Genomic DNA, 20925 nt, shown 5'->3' on the forward strand with positions numbered 1-20925 from the left:
TTGATATTTAATGCTTTACAAGATAATTAAATTTCTTGTTTTTATTTCATGGTTTTTCTATACTTTTGAAAAAAAGATTCTTTACCAATGAAAATTATTTCATACAATGTTAATGGAATCAGGGCAGCAATAACCAAAGGATTTTTAGAATGGTTGCAAAGCGCTGATCCAGATGTAATTTGCCTTCAGGAAATTAAAGCAACCGAAGATCAAATCCCGATCGCAGAAATTGAAAAGGCAGGTTATCCTTACCAGTATTATTTTTCAGCACAAAAAAAAGGATACAGCGGTGTTGCGATATTATCCAAAACAAAACCGAACAATATCGTTTTTGGTGCTGGAATCGATCATATGGATTTTGAAGGAAGAATACTTCGGGCCGATTTCGACGGATTTTCGGTAATGAGTCTGTATCTGCCTTCAGGAACCAATATAGACAGGCTGGATCACAAGTTTATGTTTATGGATGATTTTCAGAATTACATCAACACACTGAAAATAGAAATTCCAAACCTGATTATTTGTGGGGATTACAATATCTGCCATCAGGCAATTGATATTCATGACCCGATTCGAAATGCTAAGATTTCAGGCTTTTTACCGGAAGAAAGAACCTGGCTTGACGGATTTATGAAAAGCGGATTTATAGACAGTTTCCGTCATTTTAATAAAGAGCCGCATCATTACAGCTGGTGGAGTTACCGAGCAGGAGCCAGAGGAAATAACAAAGGATGGAGGATTGACTATCATTTGGTTTCTGAACCCTTGATGGGAAGAGTAACCCGTGCCTTGATATTGCCTGAAGCGAAGCATTCGGACCACTGTCCGATTTTAATAGAAATAGCATAAAAACAGAACCCCAAATACGAGTAGATAATAATAAATACCACAAAAAATGATAAAAAGAATTTCTTTAGGTTTGTTGGCATTTGCCCTGACCACATCTTGTGTTTCTAAAAAAATATACGCTGATTTAGAAACAAAATTCGCTGATTTGAAGAAAGAGCGCAACTCTTTAGCTGATCAGAATGATTCGTTGAAAACAGCCAACAATCAATACTTAGCAGATAATGGAAATCTGAAAACAGAATTGGATAAGCTTAAAGCAGAAAGGGATAAACTGGCTGCGGATTATGCGGCTTCAAGCAATAATCTGAAAACATTACAGGCGTCTTATAATGCTTTGGAGAAAAACAGTGATGAGGCTTTAAAAGCCAATATGGACAAAAACCGTGAACTTTTATCACAATTGGAGTCAAAAGAAAAAGCATTGGCATCTGAAAAAGACCGTTTGAATAAATTATCAGCGGACTTAAAAGATCGTTCTGACAGAGTAAATGAATTGGAAGGTTTAATTGCAGCTAAAGAAGCTTCAATGAAAAAACTGAAAGAAACATTGTCTAAATCGCTTAAGGCATTTGAAGGCAAAGGTTTGACTGTACAGCATAAAGACGGGAAAGTATATGTTTCGATGGAAAACAAATTACTTTTTGAATCAGGAAGCTGGACTGTTGGTACTGAAGGAAAAAAAGCAGTTGATTTAGTGGGTAAAGTATTGGGAGACAATCCTGATATTGCCGTATTGATTGAAGGACATACAGATAATGATAAAATCACAGGAATCATTGGTGGTGGTGTTGAAAGCAACTGGGATTTATCTACAAAACGTGCTACAGCAATTGTAAACATCCTGACTTCAAACGCAAAAGTAAAGAAAGAGAATTTAACAGCAGCAGGACGTGGTGAGTATTCTCCATTAATGAGCAATGACACTCAGGATGGGAAAGCAAAAAACCGTCGTATTGAGATTATCTTAACTCCAAAATTGGATGAAATTTCTAAAATGCTGAATGAAATTTAATATAGAACTAAGGTTCTGAATTAAAAAGGTGCTAAGGTTTTCTTAGCGCCTTTTTTTTTACTTTGCAGAGTGTTATCTTTGCAGCCGAAACTTAATAAACCAGCGCTTTAGCTATTCAGTGCCTTAAAGAAAATGAAATATACAACGTTACCCAATACTGATTTAAAAGTTAGTAAAATTTGCCTCGGAACCATGACTTTCGGGAATCAGAACACGGAAGCCGAAGCCCACTCACAGTTGGATTATGCTATAGAAAAAGGAATCAATTTTTTGGATACAGCTGAAATGTATCCTATTGGAGGGAATGCGGATATTTTTGGAAGTACAGAACGTTTTATTGGTTCATGGATTCATAAAATCGGAAAAAGCAAAAGGGAAAATCTTGTTATAGCAACTAAAATTGCTGGACCTAATCGTGGTATGGGTTACATTCGTCAGCCGTTGGATTTTTCGAAAAAAAGCGTACAGGAAGCAGTTGATCTGAGTCTTAAAAATCTGCAAACCGATTATATTGACCTGTACCAAATGCATTGGCCGGAACGCGTGATGAACATGTTTGGGCAACGGGGAGTTTTGGAAATTGATACTAAATGGCAGGATAATATTTTGGAGGTTTTAACCATTTTTGACAGTTTAATCAAAGAAGGAAAAATCAAACATATTGGAGTTTCTAATGAAAATCCTTGGGGCGTGATGAAGTTTCTGAACGAAAGTGAAAAGCATAACCTTCCAAGAATTGCAACAATTCAGAATCCTTATTCGTTACTGAACAGATTGTTTGAAGTTGGTTTATCCGAAATATGCATGCGCGAGAATGTAGGCTTAATGGCTTATTCTCCACTGGGTTTCGGATTCCTGACAGGAAAACACCTGAATGGTATTCAATCGGATTCCCGTCTTGGATTGTTTCCGAATTTTATAAGATACACAAATGAGAACTGTTTTAAAGTAACCAAATTATACCAGAATCTGGCACATGATTGCGGATTGTCATTAACAGAATTGGCTTTGGCTTTTGTAAACCAAAAACAATTTGTAACCTCTACGATTATAGGCGCAACGACATTAGATCAATTGGAAGAAAACATCAATGCTTTTGATGTAATGCTTACTGATGCCGTTTTAGCCGAAATCAATAAAATACAGGAATTAATTCCCAACCCGGCGCCTTAATTACTCAATCGCTAATTTGTGAGTGAATGTTACTCCGAGATTGTTTTTAATATTTACAAGATAAAGACCGGCAGATAGGGTTCCCGTTTTTATAGTGTTTATTTCCAGGTTTTCTGTTTTTTGAGTTAGCAATAACTTTCCATTGGTGTCGAAAATCTCTACTTCGACAGGATAACTTTCATTGGATTTTCGGATAAAAACTTCTGACTTTGCCGGATTTGGATAAACAGCAAATAGCGTTTTGTCAAATTCGGAAACGCTTAACGAAGAATCGTAGATTTTATAGACAGTTCCGTTGTTTATAGCAGCAACATAAAGCTCGCCATTCGTATCTTCACCGAAGGTGGTAAAATTATTACCGGCAAATGAGGCAGAATAAGTAACTGCTCCAACCGAAGTCATCATGCCAATTTGAGGTTTACAGTAATCCGTAAAGAAATACTTTCCGGCAAAAGCAGGATACATTGTTCCAGTATAGACATAGCCTCCGGTAATAGAACAAACTCCAGTGGAATGATTTACAACAGCTAATGGGAATGTCATTGTTCCCATTGCAGCACAACCAGTGGTGTTATAGGCTGAATTGCCTTCATAGCAACGCCATCCGTAATTTAAACCGGCTTGCGTTGAAGTAACTTTGTTAATTTCTTCTACATTATTCTGACCTACATCAGCAATCCATAAATCACCATTACTTCTGTTAAAAGAAAATTTCCATGGGTTTCTAACACCAATGGCCCAGATCTCATCAGCACCGGCGATTCCTACATATGGATTTCCGGCTGGGATTCCGTAAGGTGAACCCGAATTCACATCAATTCGGAGCATTTTGCCTAGCAATTCAGTGGTATTTTGTGCTCTGTTTCCAGGGTCTCCTCCGCTTCCGCCATCTCCCATCCCTATATAAAGAAAGCCGTCAGGGCCAAATTTTATACTTCCTCCGTTATGATTGGAAAATGGCTGGGTAATTGTTAAAAGTACTAATGCACTTGCCGGGTTTGCGATACTTGGATTTCCGCTGTCAACCGAATAACGGGCTATTACAGTATTTCCGCTTGGATTGGTATAATTAACATAAAAGTAACCGTTAGTAGCATAATTGGGATGAAAAGCCAAACCGAGTAAGCCGCGTTCTCCGCCGGAGCTGATAATTCCAGAAATATCGAGAAAAGCAACAGCATTTGTTGTTCCGTTGGAATTTAAAATTTTAATTATCCCGCCTTGTTGAACAACAAACAAACGACTGTCTCCGGCATGTGTGATTTCGACAGGACTAGTGAATCCTGTTGCAAAAGACTGAATGGCGATGGTTTGCGAAAATGAAAAGCTGAAATTAAATAAAATTAACAGTAATGAGATTTTTTTCATGGTTTATCGGTTTTTGATTTGGTACGTAAATTTATAAAAAAATAGTTACAAAACTGATTGTAACTATTTGATTTTTATGTGAATAAAAAAACCAGTATTTCACTGGTTTTTTAGCTTTATAAATTGCCGATTATTTTGTCTTTCGGATATTTAACAACATAACTGATTCTGATTTTTCGTGTTTCATTAGGTTTTAAATCCAATTCCCAAGTGAGTATTCCGGTTTCAGTATTTACTTTCGCTCCGCTTTTATCTTTCAGCTCGACTTCGATTTCCTTATCCGTACTAATAGGATATTGGTCTTTCAGTAACATTTGAACAGCCTCTTTTTTGTTATTTCGCAGCGTGATATCATAGGTGAAAGTCTGCTCTTTTTTGGAAGATAAAAACTTTGTTCCTGATTTGTCTGTGACTTTTTCCCGTTTGATAGAAATTTTCTTGTCGCGTCCCATACTTAAATTCAACGTATCAGAAGTCTGTCCGGGATTGATCATTGTTTTTCCAACGTACATACCTTCAAAGATGATATTTGCTTCACCAGGCAATAAATTATATTTAGAATAATCATTGATTTCAGCCAGTAAGAAAGCTTCTTTTTCGACTCTTGGTGCTGCATAATATTTGTAGGAAGCAGGCAGTTTTATTTCTTTTAAAGCCACACTGTGCACTTTCCCATTGGATGAAATATCATACGGAATATCAATGTCGAATGAAACATTCAATTGGTTTTCCTGAATGGTGGTAAAATCTGAAATGGAGGCCGTTTTTCCTTTCTCTTTTTTAACTTCCATCAGATCCTCTTTGTCTGATATCGACTGGATTACATTCAGCCTTGCATTTTGATTGTAACCATAATTTTTCTCGTATCCGTATCGTAAAAACCAAGAACTTAAAATCGGTGCCTGATTGCTTTGATTCGGATTTCCGGAAGACAGTGTCAGTTTGACTTTTTTCCAGTCAATTCCTGTATTTTGAACTACTTGTGCTTTGTACATCATATTAATCGGATCTTTTATATTTTCGGCTCTCAAATCATAGAAAGGGAACCAGCTGGCGTTGTTTGTCACATAATTAATATCCAGATTTACATTGCCAGCCACTTCATTCATCACTTGTAAAACCAATTTTCCTGACGACATTTTTTCTTCCTTTTTAGTATTGGTTTCCAGTTTGGTGTTTAGTTTCGCCAACCGATCATTCAACTTGTTTTCTCTTTCGTACAAAACATTGACTAAATCGCTCAATTCTGTTCTTTTCGATTTATAATAATCAACAAGTTTCATTAATTCGCTTATATTCAGTCCGGAATTTTGTCCTGCAACATTTTGATTTTTATCCAGCAACTCAATCGTTTTTGAATGTGATACCCGCTCGTTTACGACTTTACCAAGAGCCAGTTTTACCAGGGTGATACTATCCCGCACTTTTTTGATGACCGGACTGCTTTCGTCAATTTCATATTCTGAAATATAATTATTGGTAAACTGGACTGACAAAACCGTTACAGTCGATGGTGCTCCAATTTGTATGGTGCTTTCGTTTAAATAATCGGCTACGTTTTTCACCACTATTTCGCTGGTTCCTAAAGGAAGATTGACCGATGTGGTTTGCGATAATTCGGCAGCGCTGAAATATACCGTGGCGTTTTTTACTTTAGCCGAAGTAAAAATTGGTTTTTGCGATAAGCCAATTGTTGAAGCAAAAAGAGTGAGTAAGAGAATGATATTTTTCATTATTGTAAATTAATGTTATACCTCATTTAGAGAATGAATTGTTAGAAAAGGTTGGAAAGCAGTATACTTATTTTTCGACTGTATACCCTTTTATTTTTGCAAAAGCTATGATAGAGGTGTTTATGGCATTGCCTAAATCATCCTGTGTTTTTGTTTTTTTAGCTTCGTTGTCAATATAATCCTGACGCTTTTTAGCTAATTCTGAGATTTCTTTTTGGATGGCTTCTCTTTCTTTAGATTTCTTTTCAACATATACTTTTATCTCGTCTTTGCTTTTGTTTTTTAGTTCTTCAGGTAATTCTTCTTTTTTGATTTTTCCGATAGCCTCTTTATCGTCTTTTAATTTGTCGACTAAATCCCAGCTGTCGTTTTTATAGGCTGCTTTCGATTTGCTTACGGCACGTTCTGCATAATTAGCTGAAGAAACTCCTTGTGCATTTTGATCCTGCATTTCCTGATTTCTTTTTTTCTCATATCCTTTCGTTCCGTAACTGATGTAAGTGGTGTTGATTTTTGTGTTGCATTCCGAAATTCTTACATCATAAGGAGTCACAATATATTGCACTGACTGATTTGAATCGATATTGAAATATTTTCCTTTTCCTACATCTGCACCGTCTTTCCAAAAAGTGTTAACCCCTTCGTGAGCATCACCACAAAAAATAGTATTTACAAAAATATTGTTACGCAATGCATCGCTAATGGCTTCTTTATAATTGATTCCTCCTTGGTTGAAGGCTTCGTTTCCGGCAATATAAATCAGTTTCATATTAGCACTGTCTTTGCCCCAGGAAAGTTGTTTGGTGGCATCGGCAATCACCGCACCGCAATATTCTGAACCGCCGTTGGTTCTTAATGAAAACAGTTTTTCTGAAATCAAATCCAGGTCAGTTGTTAATGAGGTTACTTGACGGATGTAGTTCGATTGAGAAGACAAACCGTCATTGCCGTATTCGTATAAACCGATTTCAATATCAGGTGTTTTGCCTTGGTATTTTAAGGTAGTCAATGTGTTTACGATATTCCACAAACGTGATTTGGCTTGCTCGATTAATCCATCCATACTGTTGGAAGTATCCAGCAAGAGCGCCACCTGAATTTTTGTGTTTCCGTCTTTTGCCGATTTTTCGGAGGCATTTTCCGTTACAGTAGTTGTATTTCTGTTATTACCGGAAGCATTATTGCAAGCTGCAAATGAAAGTGAAGTACCTAATAATGTTGCTGCAAATAGAATTGTCGTTTTCATGATTTCTAGTTTTAAGATTATACTTCAAAATTATCAAGACAAAGCATCCGTTTTTTGCAGAATGGGTGAAATGGGGTTTTGACTTGGTGAAACAATTAGGAAAAGCATTTTAAATTAATTTACTTTACATTATCAAATACAGAAGAGGAAATGCGTTTAGTATCAGTGCTTTTTAATTGTCTTTTTTGGATGTCATTGCTTTCAAATCAAGCGATGGCACAAGACACTATTGTGAAAAGTAAAAAAGCGGCTGGAGCCAAAATGTATAAAGCTGCCGATGATTTAAAAAAAGCATTAGATGTAGACGATGAAGCTGAAATTGCCAAAAATTATGAGGTTTTAGCTCAGGAATTTATTGAAAAAGAAGATTATGCCAAAGGAGAAGAATACCTAAAAAAAGCATTGGCGAGTTATACTAAATTAAACAAGAAAACGGACAAAACCAGAGTCGCCAGAAAGCTAGCAAAAGCACAGGAAAGCCAAAATAAATTCAGTTCTGCTATCAAAAGTTATGAAGCAGCCGGAGCGGCTTCCATGGATAAAAATGACGAACAACTGAATAGAAATGATGCAAATCGCCTGAAAAACGATAATAATCCCGCGGTTCAGTCGACCTACAATAGGTTAAATATCCAACTGCTTGAAAAAGAAAATAAAAAAGAAGAAGCAGCTGATGCTTATGTGCAGCAGGCCGAAATGAACCTGCAGCAAAAAAATAAAGAAGTGGCGATAGAGAGTTATGAGAAAGCGATTTCATTCTCGAAAGACAAACCCGAAGCCATTGTTAAGATTAAAAATGAAATTGCCAAAGTATATGCTTCCGATAATCAGTTTGATAAAGCAATTGAAATCAACGAAAAGTTATTGACGGAAGCTGTAGATAAAAAGGATTTTGATACGCAAATTAAGCAGCTTCAATCCCTGGCCACCATTTATTTTAAGAAAAACGAACCTGAAAAAGCGATTATTTCATTAAAACAGGCTTATAATCTGGCTTCTCAGAAAGGAAATACCGAAGAAGTAAAAAAGAGCCTGACGCAATTGCTGCGGTATTACAAATCGAACGGCAAGGACAAAGAAAGTATTGCTTTGTATGAGCAGTTTTTTCAGAATTTTGAAAAGTTAATTCAATCGGACACTTCGCTAATTGACGCTAAAGCTTTTCAAATCACAGAAGAGAAAATTCGTCAGTTGGAAAAAGAAAAGGTACTGAAGGACGAATTGATCTCGAAAAAAAACACCTTCAATTATTTCTTAATGGGATCCATTTTATTGCTGTTGCTCTTTTTCGGATTTATCGTGAAAGCCCTGTATTCTATCAAAACAAAGAACAAAAAAATTGCATTGCAGTCCTTGAGACGCGAAATGAATCCGCACTTTATTTTTAATAGTCTGAACAGTGTAAATCAGTTTATTTCTCAAAACAAAGAATTGGAAGCCAATAAATACTTAACATCTTATTCTAATTTGATGCGAAACATGATGGAAAATTCCAACAGAGACTTCGTCACGTTGAGTAATGAAATTGAACAGTTGAGGAAATACCTGGATTTGGAACATTTGCGATTTCAGGACAAATTCGATTACCAGATTTCAGCCGATGAAAACCTCGATATCGAAACTACATTTGTTCCGAATATGATTATTCAGCCACATTTAGAAAATGCCATTTGGCACGGTTTGCGCTATAAGGAAATAAAAGGGACGCTGTTGCTTAAATTTACGCTGAAAAGAGGCGCAATAGGTGTAATTATTGACGATAATGGTATTGGTCTGACCAAAAGCCAGGAACTTAAAACCCGAAATCAGAAAGTCCATCAATCGCGGGGACTGACAAATACAAAAGAACGCATTACATTACTTAACGAATTGTATAAAACAAATATTACTTTTAACGTAAGTGAAAAAATAACCCCGGAAACCGGAACTATTGTCGAAATTAATTTCCCGTTAATAGACAAAATATGATGACATTTCAAAAAATAAGAGCTGTAATTGTAGAAGATGAAGCGGCTGCGCGCGAAGTACTTAAAAATTATTTGAGTAAATATTGCCCGCAGGTAGAAGTGATTGGAGAAGCCCAAAACATCAAAGAAGCAGTTCCTTTGTTACATGAAGTAATGCCACAACTGGTTTTTCTGGATGTTGAGATGCCTTTTGGAAATGCTTTCGATGTCCTGGAAGCCTGTAAAGATTTGCAGTTCGAAGCCATTTTTGTTACGGCTTTCTCGGAATATTCTTTGAAGGCCTTAAACCAAAGTGCCGCCTATTATCTGCTGAAACCTATTAGTATCGAAGAATTGATTGTTGCCGTAAACAAAGTGCAGCAGCAAATTTTAAATCATGAAATCTTCGATAGAAATAAAATTATCGTTGAAAACTTTCGGGAAACCAAGCCAGAAAAACAACAGGTTATTTTACCGACGCTTGAAGGTTTTGAGGTGGTGAAAATGGAAGATATTGTGCGTTTGCGCGGGAATGGAAATTTTACAGATTTGTATCTGTCCAACGGAAACAAGAAAATGGTCTGCCGATTTCTGAAACATTTCTCCGAGATTTTACCTTTTCCTTTTTTGAGGGTTCACAAGTCACATATTATTAATGTGAATTTTGTAAAATCCTACAATAAAGGAGGTTATATCATGTTGAATGACGGAGCTGAAATCGAAATTTCACCAACTTACAAAGAAGAATTTTTGAAGAATTTTAAATAGTAACGATCTGCTTTTTTCCCTGTTTGTTAGATAAAATTATACAAAAGAAGTTACTTTGAGAATAACCATATTGCAAGTAATAACCCAATTCCTGCAAATATTACGCAACCGGATTCGGCTAAGTATTCTCCTCCATGACGCTTCTGATGTCTTTCGCCAAGCATTCCCCCAAGTGCTCCAAAAAGTAGTGTTATTACCAATAGTAACAACGCAAATAAAATTCCGCTTACCATTTTTACAGTTTTTAAATTTTACATCTTGGTTTTTAGTAAAGCCCTGTTTTATAGTGGTTTTTATCAAAAGGACTCACATAAAGGTACAAAAGTTTTATTGTATGTCTCTTTTTTTATGAAAGAGTATTGGAATTCCGATGCAATTCGAATCTGTAAAAAGTAAAATAGTCAAACTGTTTTAACACTCGTTTACACTTAAAAATCAAATTCATCCATTGAAAGTGAATCAGCGGGAATGGAATCCCGAACCACTTTTAGTTTCAAAAATGAACGCGCCCGTCCTGAAATGGTCATTGGAAATTCTCCAATAGTATCTTCTGGAAAGATTAATGCACGTCTGAACATTAAGTTTTTAATGAATCTCTGATGCTGTTCAGCATATCTTTTTTGTTTGCCTTCGTTGTCAAACTGCCACATGAATTTCTTCGGTTTCGGAACAATAGAGGCCAGGAACAGGCATTCATTCAGATTTAAATCGATAGGTCTTTTATTGAAGTAAAAATGAGCTGCTTCACCAATTCCATATACATTCGGCCCCCATTCAATTACGTTGAAATAGACTTCCAGCATTCTTGATTTGGATGCGATTCTATTGTTTTCCAAAATATACACCAGTAAAATTTCTTCCAGCTTTCGGGAAAGTGTTTTTTCTCTTGTCAGGAATACATTTTTGACCAGCTGCATACTGATGGTGCTGGCGCCCCGAGAGAATTTTTTGGTTCTAATATTCTTAATTATCGATTGTTTAAATGCTTCGTTAATGAAACCGCGATGCGTAAAGAATGACGGATCTTCCGAAGTCAGAACGGCTTTTTCAAGATAAGGAGCAATTTGGTCTAAAGAAGTGTAGTTAGGGTTTGCTGAACTCACTAAAATAGGACGTTGCGGAACTCCGTTCTCTATTGCCCGATACGTAAATCCTTCGTTAAGTTTAGATAAATTGGCTTGGCCGTATTTTGTGATTTTTAGGTTTTCTTTATTGATTTTACTGTCAAAAACCAAGGCGTTTGGCTTGTTTTTATTGTATTCGAAATTTAATTTATAATCAAAATCTCCTTCCGCTTCCATGCCTTCAAAGTGGGTAAACAAACCTTCCGGCAGTGAAGTGATAAAGTCTTGTGCCTTCATCTTTTCCATATCGATTTTCAGTTTGTAAATAGTGTCTTTTTCGGTGCTGTATTCCGCAAAAGGCTTTATTTTTATATTGTTTAATTGTGCTGTTGAAGTACTGTCTAAAGAAACAAAATCACTTCCAAGTAAAAAGCGATAATCAAAACGAGCATTTTTAATTACTACATCTTTTTGGGCGACTTTAGGATGGTTTACAGTAAAATTTGAAATAGATGCGAAACCGTCAATATGCAATTCGCCACTTTCCATATCCAGTTTGTTAAGATTCACGTGGATACTGTCGAAACTTGATTTTAAGCCAAATCGCTCGTCTATATAAGGAACCTGTATTTTGGTGGTATCGCTGTTGGAGAATTTCAGATCTGCTTTTCGGTCTCGAGGATCCGCAAATCCTGCGATGTTCCAGTTTTGTGAAAAAGTACTGGTTTTTACATTGATTGCGGTTTGCAGCTGATGATTTTCCAATTGTAAATGGTCAATATGCATTGTCACATACCGATGCATATCGACGATTCGGAATGACAGATTTTCCAATTCCATTTCAGAAGGAACCAAATTCAGTATTTTAGTCAAAATGCGATAAGTAAGTTTCGCATAATTACGGCTTTCACTCACTTTTTCACTTTTATCACGTTTTAGAAAAGCATCAAAATTGCGTCCGTTTTTATTTTTAATAAGTTGAATAAAACCATTTTTTATTTCGAGTTTCTGCAGTTGGATATTCCCGGTTATTAATTGCAGAAGATTGATGTCGGTTTTGATTTTTTCTACAGATAAAAGAGTGTCGGCTTGTTTGGGAACCAAAACAATTTCTGACAGTTCTACTCCGGAAAGTCCTATAAAAGCAGCTTTTTTAACCAAAAAACTACAGTTGTATTCTTTTTCGAATTTTGATTCGGCGCGGGATATGATTTTTTGCAGTAGTGCATCACGGAAAAAATAAAGGCTTGCTAAAGCCAATAAGAGTATGGCTCCGAAGATTTTCAGAAACAGGAAAAACTTTTGCTTTTTAGTTCTCATCGCAATTGAAATGCTTGTATTATTAAGATAGCGAAGCTACTAAATTTTCTACTTCCAATTTCTGTTGGGCATACTTTTGTTGAAGTGCTGAATTTTCTCCCATTTTCCTATAATAATCCAAGCCTTTGTTAGCGAAGAAAAGCAGCTGGTGTTTGGGCATGTCAGGAATTTGCGGGTATGTTTTGTGAAACAGCATTTCGTAATGTGCCTGCCATTCTCTTTCGTTGCGGTCTTCTACGGAATTGCCTTCTGTTTTTTGGCCTACATGAATCATTTCGTGACCAATGAGATTGAGCATTAATATAAACTCAAACTCAAATGTATTTTCCGGGATACGGATGATTTGCGGCAAGCCAAAAGTACCTTCTGTGGTCATTAAAACATATTCAGGTTTTGCTCTTTCACGCAATTCAAAACTTTTGAAATTAGGATGTCTGATACCGTATTCTTCGATGACCAGATTAGCAGCCTGGACTGTTTCTCCCAGTTCGTGGTAGGTTTGTACTAATTGCAGTATTTCCGAGTAGGATTTCATTTCGCAATATCAACATTTAAACCAACTCCAAGTACATTAGGTAAATAAGGACCGTCAAAAGAATTCGAAACAGTTATATTATAATTTCCTTTAGCGAGCGTTACATTGTCTTTAATTTTGACACTTAAATCACAAATGTCTCCGGCACATTCTGCTAATTGTTTACCCGAATCGTCTTTTATTTTTAAATCGACAGTAAATTTTTCTTCCTTTCCTGCCGGGTCAGTTATTTTTATGTCAATGGGTACATTTGCAAATTGATAATCATAAACATGACTGAATTTGAGAATGATATTGTATTGCTTTGTTTCGTCATCAATCGAAAAATCATACGTTTTCTTATCGGTTTTTTCCCATCGGTTGTTGGTAAAATCTCTGTCGAAATTACTATAAACAGCAGTCTGATTGCAAGAGAACAATAAGCTGACAATAAAACAGGTGAGTAATAATGGTCTTGTTTTCATTTATGACTAAAGTTTGATGGTTATTATAATGGTTTAATTTCTATCCGAATAGTTCGCTCGCCACATCTTCTATTTTACCTACCAACTGGATTTTAATCCCAGTATTTTTTAACGAAATCTTGTTGTATTTTGAAACGAAAATGGTAGAAAAACCTAATTTCTCAGCTTCCTGAATTCGTTGGTCTACACGATTAACAGGACGGATTTCTCCCGAAAGTCCCACTTCACCTGCAAAACAAAAATCTTTGTTGATGGAAATATCTTCGTTAGAAGATAAAATTGCGGCAACAACTGCTAAATCTATCGCAGGATCATCCACTGAGATTCCTCCGGTAATGTTCAGGAAAACGTCTTTTGCTCCTAAACGAAAGCCAGCACGCTTTTCTAATACAGCCAAAACCATATTCAATCTTTTGGCATTGTAACCTGTGGTGCTTCTTTGCGGTGTTCCATAAACGGCAGTAGAAACCAAAGCTTGGATTTCAATCATCAACGGGCGCATTCCTTCAAGTGTGGAAGCGATTGCAGTTCCGGATAATTCTTCATTTTTATGTGAAATCAAAATCTCTGAAGGATTGGAAACTTCGCGTAAACCGGAACCTTGCATTTCATAAATTCCTAATTCGGCCGTAGAGCCAAAACGGTTTTTTAATGAGCGTAAAATTCGGTACACGTGATTTCTGTCTCCTTCGAATTGCAAAACAGTATCCACCATGTGTTCCAGTATCTTAGGTCCGGCAATACTTCCGTCTTTGGTAATATGACCAATCAAAATCACTGGAACGTTGGTTTCTTTTGCGAATTTTATCAGTTCGGCCGTTGTTTCACGAATTTGCGAAATGCTGCCTGGGGACGATTCAATATAATCGGTGTGCAACGTTTGTATGGAATCGATAATGACTATTTCGGGCTCAATTTCCTGAATTTGACGAAATATATTTTGTGTTTTGGTTTCCGTCAGAATATAGCAATTGTCTCCGTTTGGAGTTATTCGCTCAGCCCTCATTTTTATTTGTTTCTGGCTTTCTTCACCTGAAACATAAAGTGTTTTATAGGGCAATTTAAGTGAAATCTGAAGCAGTAGCGTGCTTTTTCCAATGCCGGGTTCGCCACCTAAAAGGATTAAAGAGCCGGGAACAATTCCTCCGCCCAAAACGCGATTTAATTCGCCATCAGTAGTGTCCATACGGACTTCCTGTGTGGAATCAATTTCGTTTATTTTTAGCGGTTTTGAAGTTTTTTTTACTTCAGATGAATCCGGTTTCCAGGCTGTTTTTTCTTCCTTTTGAATGATTTCCTCAACAATGGTATTCCATTCCTTGCAGGCGTTGCATTGGCCTTGCCATTTGGCATATTGAGTGCCGCAACTCTGACAAAAAAAGGACGTTTTCACTTTGGCCATTATTCTGTTTTTTTCTCTTCGGTTGGTGTTTCAACGGGAGCATCTGTTGTTGGCGTCTCGACAGGAGCTTCTTCGATAATTTCTTCCGTTGGTTTGTCTTTAGGCTTGCCGCCTTTCAATCCTTTTTTAGGTAATAATTTTTTTAAATCTTCTGCTTTATTCATCATCATATCCTTGGTCAAATCACCAATTTCTTCTTTCATAAAAGCATCCTGATAATGTTTTATTGCTTTTTTTACTTCGTTTGTTTTTTCATAATACATTCCCATATGATAGTCATACAGCATTGTTTTTTCATATTGCTGTCCAGAAATCTGTGCTAATTCTTCAAATCCTTTAAAGTCACCTGATTTTAAAATTGCCGCTTCAATAGCTTTGAAATCATTAAGGCGGACATTCATTTTTATCCCCAATGCATTCTGAATTGTATCGTATTTACTGTGCAAATATTTCACATGCTCGCTTGGTAGTATGGCAATTTTTTCCTGGTATTCAATAGAGGAAATAGGTCTGTAGACTTCAAAAATCTGAGATAAAGCACTTGGAATAGCATTAAGCGCCAAAGAGTAATGCGAAGCGCCTTTGAAATCGTCAAACTTGTAATTTACCAAAGGATTTTTAACGGTTTGTATGTTTTTGTCCAGCGCTTTGATTTGGTTTTGGAATTTTTTCAAATCACCATCAGAGGTTGCCTGATAATAAAAAACAGGATGTTTCATCGCTGCTAACCTTTGTGGAATTCTTTCTTCCATACCGTTTGCCAGCTCAGGACTCATGGAAATATAGGCGCCAAAAATAGGCATGTCTTTATATAAAAAAGCATTTAAGAATCCAGCAGTAGAATCTAATCCGGCAATGATTCTGAATGGTGCAATTCGGAATTTTTTATCTAGATAGGGTAGTAATTCGGTTCCGATAAAATCGAAAAAAGCACTTCCTCTTTTTGAAGGAACACCGCTTTTCAATTCAAATTCTGAATCGTCGTAACGCTCTTGGTTTTGGTTAATACCCACAAGAATAACTTCCGGCATATCGTCCCAGTAATTGCCGTATGTAAGATTTCCTTCAAAAGGACTGAATAAATATTCGCCGTCTAAAACCAGAAGTAAAGGATATTTTCTTTCGGGATTTGCACCGTAGGAAGGCGGAAGTTTGATTTTTACGGTTCTTTTAGCATTCAGTTTGGCAGAGAAAATATCTTCAGCCGTTGTTTGGGAAAACAGTGATACAGAAAGTAAAAGCGCTAAGCTTAAAAAAAATGATTTCATAAAATTTGGGATTGAGAAATTCAACCAGCAATATAATAATTTATTTCTTTTGACCTACGATCGGTAAGACTAAAAAAGCAAATATTCCAAGTAGAATTGTGATGAGAAGCTGAGATGTCCAAATTATCCAGCCAAAGGCATTTCCGGCTTCGATAGGGATGTTATATAAGACCAGAATTTTAGCAATAAGCACCGGAAAAAAACCAAAACCGCCGTTGGTAAAAGACATCGTTAATCCACCAATAACAAAGGCAACAACAATGGTTCCTAATTTTATTGAACTGGTGGCTTCAAGAGAAAAAACAGTAATGTAAAACATTAAAATATAAGAAAGCCAGATCAGTAGTGTGAAAAATAGAAATTTCCATTTGTTTGGCATGTTTAAAACGCTGAAAATCCCTTCTTTTAAACCTTCGATTTTGGATTTAAACAAAAGAATATATTTCCAATTGGAGTATTTGTAAAGAATCAGGAAAATTAAAAAACCAACTAATCCAACAATAAAAAAGAGTAGTAATTTTCCCAGTGGAATGTATAGAAGTAAAAAATTTTTCAGGGTTGAGAATTCAAGAAACAGAGCAACGCTGATAAACAGGAGAAGGAAAATCAAATCGACAATCCTTTCGGCTATGATGGTTCCAAACGCCTTGTCAAAAGGAACATTTTTATAGTTTTTGAGTACTAAAGCCCTTGAAACTTCTCCCGAACGCGGAATGGTCAGATTTATAAAATAACCAATGCAGACTGCGAGAAAATTAATTTTAAATCCCGGTGTAGCGCCTATTTCCTGTAGCGTGTATTTCCATCTGTAAGCTCTGAAAACACAGCCTAAAACGGCTATAATTAAAGAGATAAAAACATAATTATAATTTGCCGTAACAAAATACTTCTTCATTTGAGCAATTTGCTCATCTGAAAAAGAATTGTATGTATAGTAAGTCAAACCAGCACCCAATAAGATCGGGATAAGAATACTGGCATACGAACTAAAACCTTTTTTCACAACTATGTTAAGGAATTATCGTTTTCGTTAGGAAAAATTATAGACGGCTTGAAAGTTTTTGCTTCCTCAACAGTAAGTATTCCGTAAGAAATAATAATGATGATATCGCCTTGGTGTACTTTTCGGGCAGCAGGTCCGTTTAAGGTAATCTCACCGCTGTTTCTTGGTCCGGTGATAGCGTAGGTTTCTAATCTTTCCCCATTGTTCAGATTTACGATGGAAACTTTCTCTCCTTCGAAAATATTGGAAGCTTCCATTAAAGCTTCGTCAATGGTAATACTGCCAATATAATTTAAATCGGCCCCAGTAACCTTTACTCGGTGAATCTTTGATTTTACAACTTGAATTTGCATGCTACAAAGGTAATTATTTTAATGAAATGGTATCGATTAATCTGACGTTGTTAACAAAAACTGCAACAAACGCCCTGTAAGTTTTGGATTTGTTTTTTCGATTGCAAGGCAAAAGTGTGGATTCATCTGCAATTTCGAAATATTCCAATTCAAACATTTTTTGTTTTTGAAATGTTTTTGAAACCCAATCCGTCACAGCGGCAGCGCTTTTTGTGCCGAATAATTTTTTAGCTTCTGTTAAAGTCTTAAAAATAAATGAAGCTTTTGCTCTTTCTTCTTTTGAAAGACGTTCGTTTCTTGAGCTCATGGCAAGACCGTTAGCTTCACGATGAATTTTGCAACCTATGATTTTTACAGGAAGATGGTGTTTTTCGGTCATTTTCTTTACAATCTGCAGTTGCTGGAAATCTTTTTCTCCAAAATAAGCATTTGTAGGTTCAATGATCTCGAAAAGTTTTTTCACAATAGTTCCCACGCCGTCAAAATGTCCTGGTCGGTGCTTACCTTCCATCTGGAATTCCAGGCCGTCGTAGTCAAAGTGCTTGGAAATGGTGTTTCCTTCGTAAATATCTTCAACAGAGGGAGCATAAACAATAATGTTTTCGTTGAGTGAATTTATTTTCTGAACGTCGCTTTCCAATGTTCTTGGGTATTTTTTTAAATCTTCCGGATTGTTAAACTGTGTCGGATTTACAAAAATACTCACAACAGTTATGTCGTTATTTTTTAGTGACTCGTCCATTAACGACAAATGTCCTTGATGTAAAGCACCCATAGTTGGTATAAATCCAATGGATTTTTTTTCGAGCCAAAACGGCTTCAAATGAGCTTTTAGCTCTTTTTGTTTAACAAAAACAGACATGTTTGTATTATATAAATTCTATGCAAACTTACTATTTTAGTCTTTATCTGCATAAAATTTTGTAATTTTGCATGGAATTGTGTCCAATAAACATAACAAAAAATAAAACATGGAGGATAAAAGGATTTTGTATGTATCATCCGAAGTAGTGCCCTATCTTGCTGAAAATGAGGTTTCTTTAATGTCGTATGACGTGCCAAAAATGATCAATGATCAAGGCGGACAGATACGAATTTTTATGCCTCGTTATGGCAATGTAAACGAAAGAAGACATCAATTACACGAAGTTATTCGTCTTTCTGGAATGAATTTGGTGGTAAATGATGTTGATATGCCACTAATAATCAAAGTTGCTTCAATTCCAAAAGAACGAATTCAGGTTTATTTTATTGATAACGATGAGTACTTTAAGCGTAAAGCTACCTTTACTGACGAAGATGGAGTTTTGTTCCCTGATAATGACGAACGTGCTATATTCTTTGCAAAAGGTGTTGTGGAGACAGTGAAAAAACTGAACTGGGTTCCGGACATTATCCATGTTCAAGGCTGGATGGCTGCAATGTTGCCTGTTTATATGAAACATTTTTATAAAGACGAAGCCTTATTTGCTGATACTAAAATTGTTACCTCTGTTTTTAATCAGTCTTTCGACGGAAGTTTAGATGTTCAAATGGGTCAGAAAGTACAGTTTGACGGCGTTCCGCATGAAGCGATTGTAGAATTGGACGATCCTACTTTTGAAAACATTATGAAAGTTTCGATTAATCATTCTGATGGAGTGGTTATTGCTTCAGAAGGACTCTCTTCAAATTTAACAAAATTTATAGAAGCTTCAAAAAAACCTTTTTTACCTTTCGCCACGAAAGATAAGTTCGCTGAGGCTTATACACAATTTTATAAAAATCAAATTTTAGGTTAATCTAATGATGAATACCCCTTTTTTTAAAAAATTAGCAGTTGCTTTAGTAGCTGTGTCATTCGCATCATGCGATAAAGATTACAATTCTGTTGGTTCGGATATTGTTGGTAATGAGCATTTTGGAGGCATTGCGCATGAAACGTTTACGACTAAAGTATACAATCAGAAGATTCAGGCTATTCAGACCAATAATACGCCAATTGGCCAATTAGGGATTCTTGATAATCCTTTTTTTACAAAGACAAAAGCTGATTTTGTTGCGCAATTAATTTTGCTTAATGAAGCTCCGGTCTTTAAATCAAACGTTGTTGTAGACAGTGTTGTACTTACAATTCCTTACTTCAGCAGAAAAACGGATGTGAAATCAAATGGGTTGGGACTTTATGTACTGGATTCGATTCACGGTTCAGGAAGTATAGATCTGCAAGTTTATAGGAATGGATTTACCTTAAATGAGTTTGATCCAGGGAATAATTTCGAAACAGCTCAAAAATATTATTCTGATCAGCAAAGTGATTTTGATAATAATATTGTAGATGCAAAATTAAATAATGATACTGATGTAAAAGAAAATACGGCTTTTGTTCCTAGTAATAAAGAATACGTAAAGTTTAAAGTCGATGCAAACCATAATCCGCTGCCGAAAACCGATGCAAATGTGGAATCCAGAAGCTCGCCTAGAATGCGTCTGCATTTAGATAAGAATTACTTTAAAACCAACATACTGGATGCTCCGGCAGATAAACTGGTTAATAATAATATTTTCAAATCGTATTTTAAGGGACTTTATTTCAAGGTCGCGGATGCTGCAGCAGGAAGTTTGACGACACTGGATTTTTCAAAAGGAGACGTGACTATATACTATAAGCAGGACGTTGCTGTTACAACTGGACCTCCGAGTACAAACAGAGAGATGAAAAGTTTTATTTTAAGTATGTCAACAGGGATTAAAATTAATTTATTAAAAGATACTGACAAAACGGATTATGTGAACGCATTTTCAACGTCAAATCAGCAAAACTTTAATGCTAAAAAATTATATTTAAAAGGAGGTCAGGGATCAAATGCTTTTATCGAATTGTTTGAGGATGAATCGAAATTGGATGAATTAATCGCAAAGAAAGTATTGGTTAATGAAGCTAGTTTGACATTTACCGTTGATAAAGACTTGAATGATAGTCCATTTTATAAAGAGAATAAGCTTCACCCATTGCGGATTTATCTTTATGATGCTGATACAGGTTTGTTTTTATATGATTATGCCTTTGATACTTCAACAAATTCATCGAATGCGAAATTCAATAAATACGTCCATGGCGGATTGCTTGAAAAAGATGCAACAACCGGGAAAAGAAAATACAAGGTTAGAATTACAGGACACATTGATAAGATTCTGAAAGACAAAACGAAAAATGTTCGCTTAGGAGTTGTTGTTACAGAAAGCATTCTTTTTGTAAATAGTATGAACTTAAGGACTCCGGTGGCAGCACCAAGTTCAACAGACAGTGCGAAAATGCAAAAAACTGTACCTATGGGTTCAGTAATGAGTCCATTTGGGACAATATTGTACGGAAATGGAAGTGATGTTCCGGCTGATGATGTTAAATTTGAAATTTATTATACAAAACCTAATTAATTGA

At 36.0% G+C, this 20925-nt stretch carries 19 protein-coding genes; 7 read left to right on the top strand and 12 right to left on the bottom strand.

The features are described 5' to 3' along the window. The first annotated feature begins 87 nt into the window (after positions 1-87). From ACRDEC_RS10520 to ACRDEC_RS10530, 3 genes are all read left to right on the top strand, one after another. The gene (locus ACRDEC_RS10520) at positions 88-849 is read left to right on the top strand and encodes an exodeoxyribonuclease III (protein ID WP_431498294.1); all 762 of its coding nucleotides are present in this window, start codon (positions 88-90) and stop codon (positions 847-849) included. A gap of 46 nt (positions 850-895) precedes the next feature. After that, a complete protein-coding gene (locus ACRDEC_RS10525) occupies positions 896-1861 on the top strand; it encodes an OmpA family protein (protein ID WP_431498295.1) in 966 nt (321 codons plus the stop codon). Between the two features lie 132 nt (positions 1862-1993). Next, entirely contained in the window at positions 1994-3034 is a 1041-nt protein-coding gene (locus tag ACRDEC_RS10530) for an aldo/keto reductase (protein WP_431498296.1), read from the top strand. Here the strand turns inward: ACRDEC_RS10530 and ACRDEC_RS10535 are convergent, their stop codons facing one another. From ACRDEC_RS10535 to ACRDEC_RS10545, 3 genes are all read right to left on the bottom strand, one after another. Next, positions 3035-4402: a PQQ-dependent sugar dehydrogenase gene (locus ACRDEC_RS10535; protein WP_431498297.1), complete on the bottom strand. Its 1368-nt coding sequence runs from the start codon at positions 4400-4402 to the stop codon at positions 3035-3037. Positions 4403-4518: 116 nt separating this feature from the next. Further along, entirely contained in the window at positions 4519-6135 is a 1617-nt protein-coding gene (locus ACRDEC_RS10540; protein ID WP_431498298.1) for a DUF4139 domain-containing protein, read from the bottom strand. A 67-nt stretch (positions 6136-6202) separates the two neighbouring features. Then, positions 6203-7381, bottom strand: coding sequence for a vWA domain-containing protein (locus ACRDEC_RS10545; protein ID WP_431498299.1), 1179 nt, complete (start codon positions 7379-7381; stop codon positions 6203-6205). Positions 7382-7531: 150 nt separating this feature from the next. Here ACRDEC_RS10545 and ACRDEC_RS10550 point away from each other — a divergent pair, with 150 nt between their 5' ends. Then, entirely contained in the window at positions 7532-9349 is a 1818-nt protein-coding gene (locus ACRDEC_RS10550; protein WP_431498300.1) for a tetratricopeptide repeat-containing sensor histidine kinase, read from the top strand. Continuing rightward, a complete protein-coding gene (locus ACRDEC_RS10555; protein ID WP_431498301.1) occupies positions 9346-10095 on the top strand; it encodes a LytR/AlgR family response regulator transcription factor in 750 nt (249 codons plus the stop codon). Before ACRDEC_RS10550 ends, ACRDEC_RS10555 begins: the two co-directional genes overlap by 4 nt. Before the next feature lie 50 nt (positions 10096-10145). On the opposite strand, the gene ACRDEC_RS10560 is transcribed toward ACRDEC_RS10555, so the two are convergent. The 9 genes from ACRDEC_RS10560 to panC form a co-directional block, all read right to left on the bottom strand. Beyond that, the gene (locus ACRDEC_RS10560; protein WP_431498302.1) at positions 10146-10328 is read right to left on the bottom strand and encodes a hypothetical protein; all 183 of its coding nucleotides are present in this window, start codon (positions 10326-10328) and stop codon (positions 10146-10148) included. A 195-nt stretch (positions 10329-10523) separates the two neighbouring features. Beyond that, positions 10524-12479, bottom strand: coding sequence for a transglycosylase domain-containing protein (locus ACRDEC_RS10565; RefSeq protein ID WP_431498303.1), 1956 nt, complete (start codon positions 12477-12479; stop codon positions 10524-10526). A gap of 22 nt (positions 12480-12501) precedes the next feature. Continuing rightward, entirely contained in the window at positions 12502-13014 is a 513-nt protein-coding gene (locus tag ACRDEC_RS10570) for a hypothetical protein (protein ID WP_431498304.1), read from the bottom strand. Then, on the bottom strand, positions 13011-13478 hold the full coding sequence (locus ACRDEC_RS10575) for a hypothetical protein (RefSeq protein ID WP_431498305.1): 468 nt from the start codon (positions 13476-13478) through the stop codon (positions 13011-13013). Before ACRDEC_RS10575 ends, ACRDEC_RS10570 begins: the two co-directional genes overlap by 4 nt. A gap of 40 nt (positions 13479-13518) precedes the next feature. Then, on the bottom strand, positions 13519-14880 hold the full coding sequence (radA, locus tag ACRDEC_RS10580) for a DNA repair protein RadA (RefSeq protein WP_431498306.1): 1362 nt from the start codon (positions 14878-14880) through the stop codon (positions 13519-13521). Next, complete coding sequence (locus ACRDEC_RS10585) at positions 14880-16148, bottom strand: alpha/beta hydrolase (protein ID WP_431498307.1); 1269 nt, start codon at positions 16146-16148, stop codon at positions 14880-14882. Before ACRDEC_RS10585 ends, radA begins: the two co-directional genes overlap by 1 nt. Positions 16149-16188: 40 nt before the next feature. Then, positions 16189-17151, bottom strand: a complete 963-nt coding sequence (locus ACRDEC_RS10590; protein WP_431498308.1) for a lysylphosphatidylglycerol synthase transmembrane domain-containing protein — start codon at positions 17149-17151, stop codon at positions 16189-16191. A 2-nt stretch (positions 17152-17153) separates the two neighbouring features. Then, on the bottom strand, positions 17154-17504 hold the full coding sequence (gene panD / locus ACRDEC_RS10595; RefSeq protein ID WP_431498309.1) for an aspartate 1-decarboxylase: 351 nt from the start codon (positions 17502-17504) through the stop codon (positions 17154-17156). Between the two features lie 13 nt (positions 17505-17517). Then, positions 17518-18366, bottom strand: coding sequence for a pantoate--beta-alanine ligase (panC, locus tag ACRDEC_RS10600; RefSeq protein ID WP_431498310.1), 849 nt, complete (start codon positions 18364-18366; stop codon positions 17518-17520). A gap of 109 nt (positions 18367-18475) precedes the next feature. Between panC and ACRDEC_RS10605 the strand changes: the two genes are divergently transcribed. Both ACRDEC_RS10605 and ACRDEC_RS10610 read left to right on the top strand, forming a co-directional pair. Beyond that, positions 18476-19285: a glycogen/starch synthase gene (locus ACRDEC_RS10605; protein ID WP_431498311.1), complete on the top strand. Its 810-nt coding sequence runs from the start codon at positions 18476-18478 to the stop codon at positions 19283-19285. A gap of 4 nt (positions 19286-19289) precedes the next feature. Continuing rightward, positions 19290-20921 carry a DUF4270 domain-containing protein gene (locus ACRDEC_RS10610; protein ID WP_431498312.1) on the top strand — a complete coding sequence of 544 codons (1632 nt, stop codon included), beginning with the start codon at positions 19290-19292 and terminating at the stop codon, positions 20919-20921. Positions 20922-20925: the final 4 nt, after the last annotated feature.

This window comes from Flavobacterium sp. (genome assembly GCF_050696275.1).
Lineage (GTDB): Bacteria > Bacteroidota > Bacteroidia > Flavobacteriales > Flavobacteriaceae > Flavobacterium.

What these genes read in the sequence shown, in the direction of transcription:
- ACRDEC_RS10565 (WP_431498303.1), bottom strand. Translation starts at nt 12,479, where the DNA reads ATGAGAACTAAAAAGCAAAAGTTTTTCCTGTTTCTGAAAATCTTCGGA.
- panC (WP_431498310.1), bottom strand. Translation starts at nt 18,366, where the DNA reads ATGTCTGTTTTTGTTAAACAAAAAGAGCTAAAAGCTCATTTGAAGCCG.
- ACRDEC_RS10555 (WP_431498301.1), top strand. Translation starts at nt 9,346, where the DNA reads ATGATGACATTTCAAAAAATAAGAGCTGTAATTGTAGAAGATGAAGCG.
- ACRDEC_RS10560 (WP_431498302.1), bottom strand. Translation starts at nt 10,328, where the DNA reads ATGGTAAGCGGAATTTTATTTGCGTTGTTACTATTGGTAATAACACTA.
- ACRDEC_RS10570 (WP_431498304.1), bottom strand. Translation starts at nt 13,014, where the DNA reads ATGAAATCCTACTCGGAAATACTGCAATTAGTACAAACCTACCACGAA.
- ACRDEC_RS10540 (WP_431498298.1), bottom strand. Translation starts at nt 6,135, where the DNA reads ATGAAAAATATCATTCTCTTACTCACTCTTTTTGCTTCAACAATTGGC.
- ACRDEC_RS10525 (WP_431498295.1), top strand. Translation starts at nt 896, where the DNA reads ATGATAAAAAGAATTTCTTTAGGTTTGTTGGCATTTGCCCTGACCACA.
- ACRDEC_RS10550 (WP_431498300.1), top strand. Translation starts at nt 7,532, where the DNA reads ATGCGTTTAGTATCAGTGCTTTTTAATTGTCTTTTTTGGATGTCATTG.
- panD (WP_431498309.1), bottom strand. Translation starts at nt 17,504, where the DNA reads ATGCAAATTCAAGTTGTAAAATCAAAGATTCACCGAGTAAAGGTTACT.
- ACRDEC_RS10545 (WP_431498299.1), bottom strand. Translation starts at nt 7,381, where the DNA reads ATGAAAACGACAATTCTATTTGCAGCAACATTATTAGGTACTTCACTT.
- ACRDEC_RS10535 (WP_431498297.1), bottom strand. Translation starts at nt 4,402, where the DNA reads ATGAAAAAAATCTCATTACTGTTAATTTTATTTAATTTCAGCTTTTCA.
- ACRDEC_RS10530 (WP_431498296.1), top strand. Translation starts at nt 1,994, where the DNA reads ATGAAATATACAACGTTACCCAATACTGATTTAAAAGTTAGTAAAATT.
- ACRDEC_RS10575 (WP_431498305.1), bottom strand. Translation starts at nt 13,478, where the DNA reads ATGAAAACAAGACCATTATTACTCACCTGTTTTATTGTCAGCTTATTG.
- radA (WP_431498306.1), bottom strand. Translation starts at nt 14,880, where the DNA reads ATGGCCAAAGTGAAAACGTCCTTTTTTTGTCAGAGTTGCGGCACTCAA.
- ACRDEC_RS10585 (WP_431498307.1), bottom strand. Translation starts at nt 16,148, where the DNA reads ATGAAATCATTTTTTTTAAGCTTAGCGCTTTTACTTTCTGTATCACTG.
- ACRDEC_RS10610 (WP_431498312.1), top strand. Translation starts at nt 19,290, where the DNA reads ATGATGAATACCCCTTTTTTTAAAAAATTAGCAGTTGCTTTAGTAGCT.
- ACRDEC_RS10605 (WP_431498311.1), top strand. Translation starts at nt 18,476, where the DNA reads ATGGAGGATAAAAGGATTTTGTATGTATCATCCGAAGTAGTGCCCTAT.
- ACRDEC_RS10520 (WP_431498294.1), top strand. Translation starts at nt 88, where the DNA reads ATGAAAATTATTTCATACAATGTTAATGGAATCAGGGCAGCAATAACC.